The organism is Chitinophaga sp. NPDC101104 (genome assembly GCF_050277495.1).
Taxonomy (GTDB): domain Bacteria; phylum Bacteroidota; class Bacteroidia; order Chitinophagales; family Chitinophagaceae; genus Chitinophaga.
The window spans coordinates 618,910-632,074 of sequence record NZ_JBNNSF010000002.1; the positions used below are offsets into that span (position 1 = coordinate 618,910).

The following is a 13,165-nucleotide window of genomic DNA, read 5'->3' on the forward strand; positions in this document are numbered from 1 at the left end:
GCCGGGTAACGATTACATTCATATCATGAAATACTTCCCTGTTTGTTTGCTACTGTTGTTTTCATGCATGGCTTGCGGCCGGCGCAACGGTTCGCCGGACGTACGCTCCCTCGAAAAACGCTACTCGGCCAACCCGGCGGATTCGCTGAAGCTGGAAGCCCTGCATTACCTGCTCCGGGAGATGCCCGGCCAATGGTCGGACCAGCCTGCGATCATAGACGCTTCCAGCGGAAAACCCACCCATTACCCCATAGATTCCTTTCACAACGTGGAAAGTCTTTTATCATTTTTGCAGGACCGGCAACTGGAAGCCGGCGGTATCCCGGAAAAAGATGCGGCCTTCATCCGTCCCGAATTCCTCGAAAGCGAGATCGATGCTGCAGTGGCCGAATGGAAGCGGTATCCCTGGAACCAGGATATCCCGAAAGAGGTATTCCTCGATTATCTGTTGCCTTACAAGGTCCACCAGGATTTCCCGGACAACTGGCGCGCGTCTTTGCGGCAAAAAGCCGATTCCCTCGTGAAGGCCTGGGAGGAAAAGAACCGCAAATCGCCGGGCGACAAGTTCCTGACCAGCAGCAAGGAATTTTATTACGACCTCATCGTGAACACCGCGTCCCGCTGGTTCAGGTATGGGCCAGACCGCATCCGGATCACGGAAGACCCTTCCTACAAAGAGTTGCTGCTGACCGGGGAAGGCGGATGTAAAAAGGGCTCCTTCTTTAACGCTTATGCATTGCGCAGCACCGGCATCCCCGCCACCGTGGACATCGTGCCTTTCTGGGGAAGCAAAAACGGCAGCCATGCCGGCGATGTTTACTGGAACAACGAAGAACGGAAAATGACACCGGGGCCGGGCCGGCGGTTCGACAGGGCCGCGAAGGTCTTCCGGCTTACATTCCGTAATCACGGCAGCTGGAGCCGGCAGATCAAGCCGCATGTGCAGGAGAAGGATTTTCTGCTGGATTTTCTCCGTAATGATCAGTGGGTCGATGTAACGAAGGAGCATAATCCCGTCGGGGATGTTACCCTGCCCATCGGCAATACCAGTGCGGGTATCGCGTATATCTGCGTGTTCGACTATGGGGAATGGGTGCCCGTGTATTGGGCGCCGGTGCGCAATGGCCAGGTGACATTTCCCGACATGGGGCGCGACATCGTTTATCGCCTGGCTACTTTCACGGATGCGCTGCAATTCAGCGGCGGGATATTCGTCCTGGACTCCGCGGGCAGAACGGTGCAGCCCCGTCCCGATCCGCAGGCGATACAAACGATGGTCCTAGGAAAACTGAATACCGGCAGCGAGCAGTGGGTCCGCAAGCAGGGGAAATACACGTTGCTTGCGCTGGGGGAAGACAATAACTGGCACGAAGTCGCCGAAAAGTCCTGTTCGCGGGATTCCGTCATTGAATTCCGGAATGTGCCGTCGGGCGGCCTGTACCGGCTGGTGGAAACGGGCGGCCCCAGGCGGTTGGAGCGGATATTCGCGTACCGGAACAACACGCAGGTCTGGTATTAGATACTGGAACGGATGCGGCTGAGCGTTTCCATGTTGATGCCGAGATAGGAGGCAACGTGTTTGAGCGGGGCGCGGCGGATGATGTCTGGCTGCGTTTCCAGCAGTGAGAGGTATCGGTCGCGTGCGCGTTCTTTGCGGAGGGAGTAGAGTCGTTCTTCGCTTTGGATGTAATATTTGGTGGTGAGGACGCGGCCGATCACGTTAAATTCCAGGTGTTTGCTGTAGATGTCTTGCAGTTGCTGGTAGGTGATGCCATGGACGAGGGTGTCTTCCAATGCTACGATGGATTCTTCGCTGGGGGTTTGCATATAGAAACTTTTGGCGGAGATGATCACGTCGTTTTCTTTCATGAACCAGGACGTGATTTTTTCACTGTTTTTTTCGTAGAAGCAGTGGAGCATGCCGCTTTCGATAAAATAAACGTGTTCGCATACTTGTCCCCGTTTGAGCAGCGTCGTTTTTTTCGGGACCTCTTTTGTGACGAGGATTAACTTCAGGTGCTGCTCGAGTTCGGGGGACATGGGGTGTATGCTATTCAACAACGGAAATAGCTTATCATACATATCGGGTCGGGTTTCAACTAAATTAGGAATAAATTTTCGTTTTTGGTGTGGATGGGAGGTGAGGGGCGATGTGAAGGTGGTGATTGTGTGGGGGAAACAACAAAGGCCTCCTCGCGGAAGCCTTTTCGTTTTTATTGTGGGGTCGAGTAAGAGATTTATTATTATATATTTTATAAAATTTTTTAATTAAAGAAGCTGTGTTAGCAGTTGCTGTAATCGTAAACAAGAGAGCAATTATATTGTAAACAAAGATGTCGAATCAATAAGAGGCTTAAAATCAATAATATTTATTAAATTAGGTGTGATTCAGATAATCCCATGGAACTATGAAAATTAAAGCAAGTTGGGGAACTCCCATGAAATTGAAGTCCAATTTGAAGGAGAATCGCATATATTGGGCAGATACCGATAAGATCCCGGGAAAGCCGGGTTGTTATTTCTTCTACAACCAACATGGCAATAATATTCGTATAATGTATATTGGCAAGGCTCAGAATCTTAAGAAAAGGGTAGAGCAGCAATTCTTGCGTAATGTGCCGCTTATGGTAGGGATGAGTAATTTTCTAAAGGGAAGTAAAATGCTTATGTTTTGTGAAATGGAAGGCAAGGCTGATAAAAGACTTGATATTTTGGAATCTCAACTTATCAAAGCTGCAACTTTAGAAGGGCATGTTCTACTTAATATTAAGGGGACTAAGAAAATTATAAAGCATGTAATAGAATTTACTAAAACTAACAGGTCGTCAAATCAAGTATTCAAAAAATACATGAATGTATTATCTTGAAGTTAAGCGAAATTATTCTGGGATGGATAAAATGGTTCAAGTGGCCATCAAATAGTTAATTGAACTATCGCAGGCTATAGTTCAATTAACTTACCTTAATTATCTTTTGAATGTAGGTGTCAACAAAAGAAATTTTCTAGCTAGTATAGCTGACAATATGATAAAGTTGATTACTTGGCTATCAATTTTTGGAATTATGAGCTTCTATTTCCTTCTTTATTTTTAAGGCTACTTTCGGGAGGTTTTGAAGAGTAACCAATTCAACCTCAGTTTTTTTATCATGATATTTTCCAAGCTTTTCAAAAATGAAATTCTTGATCTCTTTATTTGATTCTGGAATTGCACTAAGAATATAAAGTGTAACAGGTTCCTTGGAAGTTTTCAATTCGTCAATTTTACCAACCCACTTGTATACTTTATTTTTTATTGTGTCAGTTCGTGTTAAGTTAAAAGAAACAGATTCAAAGAAATTCCATTTCCCATTTTTCCATGCCTTTTCAAATTCAAGTTCGTCATTGCTAGTTTTGATAGTATGTGAGTGTAAATGCGATGAAATTCCCATGCTGTCGAAATACTCACGATACATTTTACTCCACACTTCTTTGTCGGAAATTGAATCCTTGATATCGTCATCTTCATTCTGTAAAATGAACCTTTTGAATAACTCGTTACATGCCTTTTCGATACTTAAATCAAACCCTTTTTTTGTTTCAGTAAAGAATAGTGAACTATCGTCCTTAGGTAGTATTTTTCGAGTAATTTCGTCGAGTTGGATAATTTCAGAAAATACCAATTCAGTTCTTAAACTTTTGGAAATATTGCTAGCTTCTACTTGTAAAGTTTTGAGAGTTTTTGACAAAAAACGAGAGTTAATATTGGGGAAAAGCGAAGAGGCACGAGAACCCTTAATTATGAATTTACTTGAAAGCTGTTTTTCAATTGGCTCAAAAACAATTATGCCAAGATTGATAAACTCACCATTTACCCTATCTGGCATAAAACGTAAGACTTGATATTGATAGGTTATCATGACATTATTAATTTTAATTCTTCCGTAAATTCTTTCTTGTTTGTTATTGTAGCTGAAATATAGTCTTTTATCTTGATGAAGTTATCTCCGTCTCGCCATTCATTTGGTATCAACTCCCATGCCTTATTCCAGAAATCCTCATCAATTGATTCAAGCTTTGTTTCAAAACTTTCAAAATCGTAGCCTTTTCCAGAAATAAGTTTGAGTAAACAATGGTTATTAATCCATTTTCGGTCACTTTCCCTAAATGTTCCAGGTTTGCCAGGAAAAATGTCATAGATAAATCCAAATGCTAGTTCGTGATCAAAAACCATAATCTCCGTCCCATTTGTTAGCATATTAGGTTTTAAATCCGTTCTGTCATTATTTTGAATTAACAAATCAAACAGAAATATGTTTTGGGCATGATTAAGTTGACTCTGATTCAAAGGTTGAGTTAATATCGGTACGAAACCAGCTTTTTCATATTTGGTGCCAAAATTGTAACCTATACTTTTTTGAGCAACGCCATATGCATCATTGCCAATCAGGAGGCTTAAAAATTCGGTAGAAATATCAATAATTGCAGGATGGAAAGTATTGATATCTAATTGTAATGCTATAAATGATCCTAATAGTTCTCGCATAAAAGCAAACCCCTGCATCCTTTCGGCTGCCCTTAACTTAACTACATAATCATCTCTATCTCCAGTCCTTTTATCTAAGCCGCTTATTAGGATTGGTTTATTCGCACTATTATTCAGATTATCATTAAAGTTTGTTGGATAGATTTCAGGTAGATAAAAGGAATCATCAGTAATTTTGGGCATTTATATTGTATTAATATATGAAAAATAATCCGAATAAAAAAGCCAAATTAAGAGTTTGCAAAGATAAAATAATTATCATTCGGTTCTCAATAATGTTTTAGAAGTTAATGAATATTTACAATTGACTATCAGAGATTTGCGTTTTTGAGTTTATTGTTGACTATGAGTAATCGAAATCGCTTTAGTTAGTAACTTACTTTGTTATCCTGGCATTATGTATTCTATGCCACTCTGAACGATCTTTTCTTCTCGCCGCAAGTACAACAGGCCATTATTGAAGTCAGTGAACAGGAAATATGGGAAGCCCTGTAGCACGGGGCCACCGTATTAAACGTGAATCAAACTGAACTGGCAGACATACAATAGAGATTAGTCAAGCTGGAAGAACACTGTATAGATATTAAAATCGAACTGATCACATATAAAAAAAAGGTTTTCCAATTTGTCCTACCACGATATAGACCTTCAAGCCCAGAAAGGGAAACCGTATGCATCTAGTGGAGATATAACGGCATAAAAAGAAAAGCAGTTCGCTTACTCACTAAATTAAAAACTAGTTACGATAAATGAGATATTCGAGGGAATTATAAGTTATATAAGTGGAGTTCCAACTTGGATCACTTTTGGTGGACATCGATGTAGAACTTTCGGGGGCATCCCGCGCTAATAGATAATTACCAGAAAACAAAAGAAACGGGTTGCCCCGATATAGAGCAACCCGAAAATCTTGAGGAGGTTATCCCCGATGGTACCCGGGACGGGGGTCGAACCCGTACTCGCCTTGCAGCGAACAGGATTTTAAGTCCGGCGTGTCTACCAATTCCACCACCCGGGTATCCTCATTTGTAAATGTAAAGAAACATCCACAAATATCTGTAAACAAAAATTCCAAACCGCTTTGCAACAGTTTGGAACTTCTGATTTCTGAGCGGAAGACCGGGCTCGAACCGGCCACCCCGACCTTGGCAAGGTCGTGCTCTACCAAATGAGCTACTTCCGCTTGATTATTTTTATAAGAACTTTTTTCGTTGGGATTGCAAAGATAGGAATTGTTTTAATTCTGCAAAATCTTTTTTCAATTTTCTGCGAATTCATATTTGTACGCGATCCGCCCGAGCAGCTCTAACCCTTTGCCATAGCAGTCTTCACGCAACGGCAATCCCTTCGCGTCGTACGCGTATTTCCAGATGAGGTAGTCGCCCGTCTCTACCGTCACCACCGTCATCGCCGCCAGTTTTCCATCGGCGCCATATTCGAAAGTATAATCGGGCAACATCCTTTTGCGGGAAGGATAATAGCGCAGCACATCCGTCAACCGGCCTGCCGCGTCGTAGTTGTAATAGATGCGCTGGCGGCCGGGCTCCATTTCCTCCGTTACCCGTCCCGCACTGTCCGTTTTAAACATCACGATCACCGAATCGGGCCCGCCTTTCTTCAGCACCATCCGCTGCAACCTGCCGGTGGAATCGTATTCATAGCGATGGCGCTCCTGCATGCGGTACTTGTCTTCCCGCCCGCGAACGCCCGACTCCACTTCGGCCAGGAGCCCCTGTTCCGTATAGCGGTATTGAACGGTGGTAATGGCATTGTCGGTACTGTCTACCGTCCGCGTCAGACGGCCGTTGCCGGCAAAGGTGCTCGTCAGCACCGACCGGCCGCTGTTGCGGCTCTGGGTCACGGCTTTGAGCTTCTGATAAGGGGGCTGCGTGGTACGCACGCAGATGAAATCGTTGTCGGTTTCCTGGTTGGCATCCAGCGAGCGGACGATCTGGCCCGTCACCTTGTTGGCTTTGAACTGCGCCATGGTGGCAGCTGTCTGGCCCGTGCTGATGACGTCCTGGTAATAATGCTGCCCGCGGGCGGCGCCGAGGGCAAGGGTAAGGCATATGGTAGTAAGGATGCGCATATCTCGATTGTCAGTGTTCGCAAATGTACAAACGTTCGCGGCTTTGCAAAACGTATGTCGGGCAGATAAAATCAAATTGGTTATATTTAACATACTTAACCTGACTTCAACCCTATCGTGAAAACGCAACACCTCCGGCAGGATAAGACCTGCCTCAACTGCGGCCACCCCGTGCCGGACCGTTTCTGCGGCCATTGTGGCCAGGAAAACGTGGAAACCCAGGAGTCTTTCGGGCACCTGGTCAGCCATTTTTTCCAGGACATCACGCACTACGACTCCAAATTCCTCCTCACCCTTAAATTCCTCTTTTTCTACCCCGGCCTGCTCACGCGGGAATACATGGCGGGCAAAAGGCTGACGTACGTCAACCCCATCCGGCTCTACGTTTTCACGTCCTTCGTTTTCTTCCTCATGATGGGGCTCACGGGGCAGCACGATAATCCCTACGAGCGCACCATGGAAGTGGAACAGAAGCGGAAACTGGACTCGATGTACCAGGTGTCGCAAAGGCTGTCCAAATCGATCGAAGAGGGGAAAGTGCCGGCAAAGGACACGTTCAAGGTGCGCACACAGGCCGAGATCCTCCGCATCATGGGCGACGAATCCATCCGCAATTCCGCCCATCTGTACGACTCCGTCCAGCAGTCGCTGCCGCCGCAGCTCCGGGAGCCCTGGTGGGAGCGGAAGATGCAGACGCGCGTGCTCCAGATGCGCGACCGGTATGGGGGAAATATGGATAATGTGCTGGAAGACAAGCTCGTCCATCATTATCCCAAGCTCATGTTCCTGCTGCTGCCGTTCTTTGCGCTGCTGCTGAAATGGTTCTTTTCCCGCAAAGGCTGGATGTATGCCAGCCACGCTATTTTTTCCATCCATTTCCACACTTTTATTTTCCAGTTCGGCATTATCGGCATCCTGCTGAACCTGCTCATCCACAATGATTCGCTGTACGCATGGATGGTCCTGCCGGTGTACGCGTATTTCGTTTTCGCGCTGCGCAACGCTTACCAGGTCCGCCTTTCGACGGCCTTCTGGAAATCGCTGGGGATCGTGGCGGCGTACGCCATCGGCACGGCGCTCGTAGGGCTCGCCTTTATCGTCCTGATGTTCGTGATTTCGTAGGGGCGGAAGGGAAAGGTATCAGGGAATGGTCATTTTGTCTATCTTTGACCCCGCCTTAACCTGTCTCAGCTTACACGTGAAAACACAACACCTTCGGCAGGACAAAACCTGTCTCAACTGCGGGCACGAAGTGCCGGACCGATTTTGTGGCCATTGCGGCCAAGAAAACGTGGATACCAAGGAGTCGTTCGGGCACCTGGTGGGCCATTTTTTCCAGGACATCACGCATTATGATTCCAAGCTCCTCCTCACGCTGAAATATCTCTTCTTTTACCCCGGAAAGGTAACGAAGGAATATATCGCAGGGAAGCGGCAGACGTTCGTGAACCCCATCCGCCTGTATGTTTTCACTTCATTCGTGTTCTTCCTGCTCGCGGCGATGACCACCAGCCATCACGATCCGTACGCCCGGGAGAATTCGCATGAAAAATCGACCCAGAAAGCCGTATTTGGCGGCCTGGTCAATACCGCGGAAAAGATCCGTGGCAGGCTCGATTCCGGTAAAATAGCGCCGGAAGACACGGCGAAGGCTTTTGCGGACGCGAATGCGCTCGCGCTGATCGGACAGGATTCGCTGGACAACGCTGCCCATGTATACGATTCCCTCCAAAGCACATTCACCAAAGAGCAACGCGATAACTGGTTCAAACGAAAGACCATCATCCGGTTCCTCCAGTTGCGCGACAAATACGGCGTCAACGTAGGATATGCGATCCAGGATAAATTCCTCCACAGCTATCCCAAAATGTTCTTTCTGCTGCTGCCGTTCTTCGCGCTGTTGCTGGGCTGGTTTTTCCGCCGCAAAGACCTCGTCTACGGCGATCACGCCATCTTCTCCATCCACATGCACACGTTCGTGTTCATGCTGGGGATCCTCGCCATGCTGATCGGAATGCCCTTCCACGGGTTCGATTATTACGAATGGCTGGTGTTGCTCATCTTCATTTACCTCGTATTATCGCTCCGCAACACCTACCAGGTTTCCTTCGGTAAGGCGCTGGTCAAATCTATTGGTGTGCTGATAGCATATGCTTTAGGCTCGGCGATCGTGTTATTGTTATTCCTTTTCTTTATTTTAGCAATTACATAATCAGCTCAAAATCATACACCAATGACCCCCGAATTCATCATCGTTTCGCCGCAGGAGCGGCCACATATCGCGTACGTGCAATTGAACCGGCCGAAAGAACTGAACGCGCTCAACCTCCAGCTCATGCAGGAACTGCGCGATGCGCTCCAGCAGCTGGATGCCGACGAAAACGTCCGCTGTATCGTGCTCGGCGGCAACGAAAAAGCCTTCGCCGCAGGGGCCGATATCAAGCAAATGGCCGGCCGCTCGGCGATCGATATGTATAATGTGGACCAGTTTACCATCTGGGACGGCATCAAGAAAGTACGCACGCCCATCATCGCCGCCGTCAGCGGCTTTGCGCTGGGAGGCGGTTGCGAACTGGCCATGCTCTGCGATATGATCGTAGCCAGCGAATCGGCGAAATTCGGCCAGCCGGAAATAAAAATCGGCGTGATGCCCGGCGCCGGCGGCACACAGCGCCTCACCCGCGCTGTTGGCAAAGCACTGGCGATGGAAATGGTACTGACGGGAAAGTTCATCTCGGCGACGGAAGCCCTGCAAGCCGGCCTCATCAACCGCATCGCACCGGTAGAACTGTACCTGGAAGAAGCCTTCCGCCTCGCAGCCGAAGTGGCGAAGCAAAGTCCGCTGGCCGTGAAAATGGCCAAGGAATCCGTGCTCCGCGCGTTCGACAGCACCCTGGAAGAAGGCCTGCATTTCGAAAGGAAGAATTTTTACCTCCTCTTCGCGTCGGAAGACCAGAAAGAGGGCATGAAGGCTTTCATGGAAAAAAGAGAGCCCGTGTTCACAGGCAAATAACCATATAAAAATCAAACGAGTATGCAACCATTTGAAGAATTACTGAAAAACAACCGGGAATGGGCCGCCAGGATGGTAGAGCAGGACAAGGATTTTTTCAAGCGCCTGCAAGACCAGCAAGCCCCCAAGTTCCTCTGGATCGGTTGTTCCGACAGCCGTGTACCGGCAGACCGGATCACTAATACCGAGCCGGGCGAGATCTTCGTGCACCGTAATGTCGCCAATATGGTCGTGCATACCGACATGAACCTCCTCACCGTGCTCGAATACGCCGTGAAAGTGCTGGAAGTGGAACATATCCTCGTAGTAGGCCACTATGGCTGCGGCGGGGTAAAAGCGGCCATGGGCAACCAGAACCTCGGCATCATCAATCCCTGGCTGAAGCATATCAAAGACGTATACCGTTTCAATAAAGACGAGATCGACGCGCTGGAAGATGCCGATCAGCAGGTAGACCGCCTCATCGAACTGAACGTGAAAGAGCAGGTGATGAACCTCGCCAAAACGATCACCGTCCAGGAAGCATGGCACAAACATAAAAGGCCTTACCTGCATGGTTGGGTGTATGGGTTGAAAGACGGGCTCATCAATCCCGTGTTCGACATGGACCCCGGCACGCATATTGATCCGCTGTACGAGTACCACCTCTAAAGCGCAGCATATGAAGTACGGATTTCTCCTGGCCGTAACCCTCGTGGCCGCCTGCCAGTCGCAACAACCGGAAAAGAGCGGCGCGCACGCGCCCGATTCCGTGGTCATGACGCCCACCGATACGATGATCACCCTCACGGACACCGCCGTGATCCCCGCGCTGGTGGAGTCCTGGAAATCGTTCGAGCAATACAACGGGAAATATGCGGCAGACGTAAAGCTGCTGCTGAAACAGCCGTTGAAGGACCGCCTGAAAGCGATGCTGGGAGCGGAGGAAAAGGATTTTGTGGTCCGCTACGGCACTACGCCGCCCATCGAAGTCGAAAACAGCGTGCTGTTCAATGAAGGTTGCCAACCGCATAACTGCACCATAGAAGAAGCCGCGATCGCCATCGATATGAAGAAAGACGTGATCTACGTCGGCATAGCGCGGAACAAGGTGGTGAAGCTGTACGGGGAAAGAGGCGATTCCGCCTACCCGGAAAAGCTGCTGCAATGGATGATGAAATTCGAATCAGCACCATAAAAAAAGCCCGGTAACGATCGTTACCGGGCTTTTTTTATTTCGATTGGATTACTTGAATTTGGTTTTCAGCGCCGCCAGTTTGGCCTGGAAATCGTTCAACGGCTCTTCCTTCGCGGGTTTGCGTTGTTCGCGCCGCTGTCCGCCGCCACCGCCCTGCTGGGGGGCGCTGCTGTCTTTCATGGACAGCGAGATGCGTTTGCGCGCGATGTCTACCTCCAGTACCGTTACCGTTACCTTCTGGTTGAGTTTCACGGCTTCGTTGGGGTTGCTGATGAACTTGTTGCTGAGGTGCGAAATATGCACCAGGCCGTCCTGTTTCACGCCGATGTCTACGAAGGCGCCAAAGGCGGTGATGTTGGTCACCACGCCGGGGAGCGTCATGCCGGGCTTCACGTCGTCCATCGATTTGATGCCTTCTGCGTATTCGAAGATGGCGATCTCGTCGCGGGGGTCGCGGCTGGGCTTGGCAAGCTCCTTGAGGATGTCTTCCACGGTCAGCTGGCCTACTTCTTCGGTGATGAATTCCTTGACGTTGATCTTTTTGCGGAGATCGTCTTTCCCGATCAGTTCCGCCACGGTGCATTGCTGTTTGGCGGCGATGGCTTCCACGAGGGCGTAGCGTTCGGGGTGAACGGCCGAGTTATCGAGCGGGTTGTCGCCGTTTTCGATGCGGAGGAAGCCGGCGCACTGTTCGAAGGCTTTATCGCCCAGGCGGCTCACTTTCTTCAGTTCCTGGCGGTTTTTGAAAGCGCCGTTCTCTTTACGGTATTTCACGATGTTTTCCGCCAGGGAAGGGCCGAGGCCGGAGATATAGGCGAGCAGGTGTTTGGACGCGGTGTTGAGGTTCACGCCCACGTTGTTCACGCAGCTCACTACCACGCGGTCGAGGCTTTGTTTCAGGTGGCTCTGGTTAACGTCGTGCTGGTATTGCCCTACGCCGATGGCTTTCGGGTCGATCTTCACCAGTTCGGCGAGGGGATCGATGAGCCTGCGGCCGATGGATACGGCGCCGCGGACGGTAACGTCGTGGTCGGGGAATTCTTCGCGGGCTACTTCGGAAGCGGAGTACACGGATGCGCCGCTTTCGTTCACCATGAATACGTTCACTTTCTTACCGAAATCGATTTTTTTGATGAATTCTTCGGTTTCGCGGCCTGCGGTACCATTGCCTACGGCGATGGCGGCGGCGTCGTATTTCTTTACCCAGCTCTTCAGCAGCTGTTCGGCCGCTTCGGATTTGTAGTTTTTCTCGAGGGGGAAGATGACGTCGTTATCGAGGAGGTTGCCCTGGTTGTCGAGCGCAACGGTTTTACAGCCGGTGCGGTACCCCGGGTCTACGGCGATCACGGCTTTGGGGCCGAGCGGCGCGGCGAGGAGCAGCTGGCGGAGGTTCTCGGCGAACACTTCGATCGCTTCGGTATCGGCCTTTTCCTTGGCGCCGGAGCGGGATTCGTTTTCCAGCGAGGGGCGGAGGAGGCGTTTGTACGCATCGTCTGCCGCTTTGGCTACCTGCTGCGAAGCGGGGCCGTTGCCGGTCACGAACTGCTTGTGCACGATGCCTTTGGCCTCTTCCTCATCCGGCGCGATGCTGCCGAACAGGATGCCTTCGGCCTCGGCGCGGAGGATGGCGAGCACACGGTGGGAGGGGATGGAGGTCAGTTCTTCGTTGAATTCGAAGTAGTCCTTGTATTTCACGCCTTCCGTTTCCTTGCCCTCGATCACTTTGGAGCTGAACTTGGCGGTATGGGTGAAGAGCTTGCGGAGTTTGTCGCGCAGCTCTGCGTTTTCGTTGATCCTTTCGGCGATGATGTCGCGCGCGCCTTTGAGCGCCTCTTCCGTGCTGGCTACCTGCTCGTTGAGGAAGGCTTTGGCGGCCTCTTCGGTGTCGCCGTTTTCCTGCAGCAGGAGGATTTCCGCCAGGGGCTCCAGGCCTTTCTCGATAGCCTGGGTGGCGCGGGTCTTGCGCTTGGGTTTATAGGGGAGATAGATGTCTTCCAGCTCCGCGAGCATCCAGGTGGCATTGATCTTCTCCTCCAGTTCCGGCGTCAGTTTGCCCTGCTCGGCGATGGTCTTGAGAATGGTGGCCCGGCGGTCGTCCACTTCCTGGTAGCGTTTGCCAAGATCCTCTATCTTTCCGATCTGCACCTCGTCCAGACTGCCCGTCTGCTCTTTCCGGTAACGGCTGATGAAGGGAACGGTCGAGCCCTCTGAAAGAAGGAGCATGGTTTTCTCAGCCTGCCCCATCGAAATGTTCAGTTCGGCAGAAATGAGCGCCACGTGTTTCGGATTCATATCTTACGTTTTGTGATTTTTCTAAGGCCGCAAATCTAAAGAAATTGCCTGTTCAACCAAGAAAAAGAAAT

Annotated in this window: 12 protein-coding genes and 2 tRNA genes; 7 read left to right on the plus strand and 7 right to left on the minus strand. The window is 49.7% G+C overall.

What is annotated here, in order from left to right; genetic code table 11:
• Positions 1–25 precede the first annotated feature (25 nt).
• Positions 26–1,519 carry a hypothetical protein gene (locus tag ACQKLP_RS21195; protein ID WP_427324959.1) on the plus strand — a complete coding sequence of 498 codons (1,494 nt, stop codon included), beginning with the start codon at positions 26–28 and terminating at the stop codon, positions 1,517–1,519.
• Here the strand turns inward: ACQKLP_RS21195 and ACQKLP_RS21200 are convergent.
• Positions 1,516–2,040, minus strand: a complete 525-nt coding sequence (locus ACQKLP_RS21200) for a Crp/Fnr family transcriptional regulator (protein ID WP_427324960.1) — start codon at positions 2,038–2,040, stop codon at positions 1,516–1,518. The genes ACQKLP_RS21195 and ACQKLP_RS21200 overlap by 4 nt on opposite strands.
• A gap of 368 nt (positions 2,041–2,408) precedes the next feature.
• Between ACQKLP_RS21200 and ACQKLP_RS21205 the strand changes: the two genes are divergently transcribed.
• Positions 2,409–2,867 carry a GIY-YIG nuclease family protein gene (locus tag ACQKLP_RS21205; protein WP_427324961.1) on the plus strand — a complete coding sequence of 153 codons (459 nt, stop codon included), beginning with the start codon at positions 2,409–2,411 and terminating at the stop codon, positions 2,865–2,867.
• Positions 2,868–3,048: 181 nt separating this feature from the next.
• On the opposite strand, the gene ACQKLP_RS21210 is transcribed toward ACQKLP_RS21205, so the two are convergent.
• From ACQKLP_RS21210 to ACQKLP_RS21230, 5 genes are all read right to left on the minus strand, one after another.
• Positions 3,049–3,897: a DUF3037 domain-containing protein gene (locus ACQKLP_RS21210; RefSeq protein WP_427324962.1), complete on the minus strand. Its 849-nt coding sequence runs from the start codon at positions 3,895–3,897 to the stop codon at positions 3,049–3,051.
• A complete protein-coding gene (locus ACQKLP_RS21215) occupies positions 3,894–4,706 on the minus strand; it encodes a HipA family kinase (protein WP_427324963.1) in 813 nt (270 codons plus the stop codon). The genes ACQKLP_RS21210 and ACQKLP_RS21215 overlap by 4 nt, the downstream gene beginning before the upstream one ends.
• Before the next feature lie 746 nt (positions 4,707–5,452).
• Positions 5,453–5,541 (minus strand) — tRNA-Leu (locus ACQKLP_RS21220).
• 92 nt (positions 5,542–5,633) lie between these two features.
• A tRNA-Gly gene (locus ACQKLP_RS21225) sits at positions 5,634–5,706 on the minus strand.
• Positions 5,707–5,781: 75 nt separating this feature from the next.
• Positions 5,782–6,612: a hypothetical protein gene (locus ACQKLP_RS21230; protein WP_427324964.1), complete on the minus strand. Its 831-nt coding sequence runs from the start codon at positions 6,610–6,612 to the stop codon at positions 5,782–5,784.
• A gap of 117 nt (positions 6,613–6,729) precedes the next feature.
• On the opposite strand from ACQKLP_RS21230, the gene ACQKLP_RS21235 reads away from it, so the two are divergent.
• From ACQKLP_RS21235 to ACQKLP_RS21255, 5 genes are all read left to right on the plus strand, one after another.
• Positions 6,730–7,734 (plus strand): DUF3667 domain-containing protein, encoded by a 1,005-nt coding sequence (locus ACQKLP_RS21235; protein ID WP_427324965.1) that lies wholly within the window; start codon positions 6,730–6,732, stop codon positions 7,732–7,734.
• 169 nt (positions 7,735–7,903) lie between these two features.
• On the plus strand, positions 7,904–8,824 hold the full coding sequence (locus ACQKLP_RS21240) for a DUF3667 domain-containing protein (RefSeq protein WP_427324966.1): 921 nt from the start codon (positions 7,904–7,906) through the stop codon (positions 8,822–8,824).
• A gap of 21 nt (positions 8,825–8,845) precedes the next feature.
• Positions 8,846–9,625 (plus strand): enoyl-CoA hydratase-related protein, encoded by a 780-nt coding sequence (locus tag ACQKLP_RS21245; RefSeq protein ID WP_427324967.1) that lies wholly within the window; start codon positions 8,846–8,848, stop codon positions 9,623–9,625.
• Between the two features lie 21 nt (positions 9,626–9,646).
• Complete coding sequence (gene can / locus ACQKLP_RS21250) at positions 9,647–10,276, plus strand: carbonate dehydratase (RefSeq protein ID WP_427324968.1); 630 nt, start codon at positions 9,647–9,649, stop codon at positions 10,274–10,276.
• A 10-nt stretch (positions 10,277–10,286) separates the two neighbouring features.
• The gene (locus ACQKLP_RS21255) at positions 10,287–10,802 is read left to right on the plus strand and encodes a hypothetical protein (RefSeq protein ID WP_427324969.1); all 516 of its coding nucleotides are present in this window, start codon (positions 10,287–10,289) and stop codon (positions 10,800–10,802) included.
• Between the two features lie 48 nt (positions 10,803–10,850).
• On the opposite strand, the gene ACQKLP_RS21260 is transcribed toward ACQKLP_RS21255, so the two are convergent.
• Positions 10,851–13,094 carry a Tex family protein gene (locus tag ACQKLP_RS21260; protein ID WP_427324970.1) on the minus strand — a complete coding sequence of 748 codons (2,244 nt, stop codon included), beginning with the start codon at positions 13,092–13,094 and terminating at the stop codon, positions 10,851–10,853.
• Positions 13,095–13,165 lie beyond the last annotated feature (71 nt).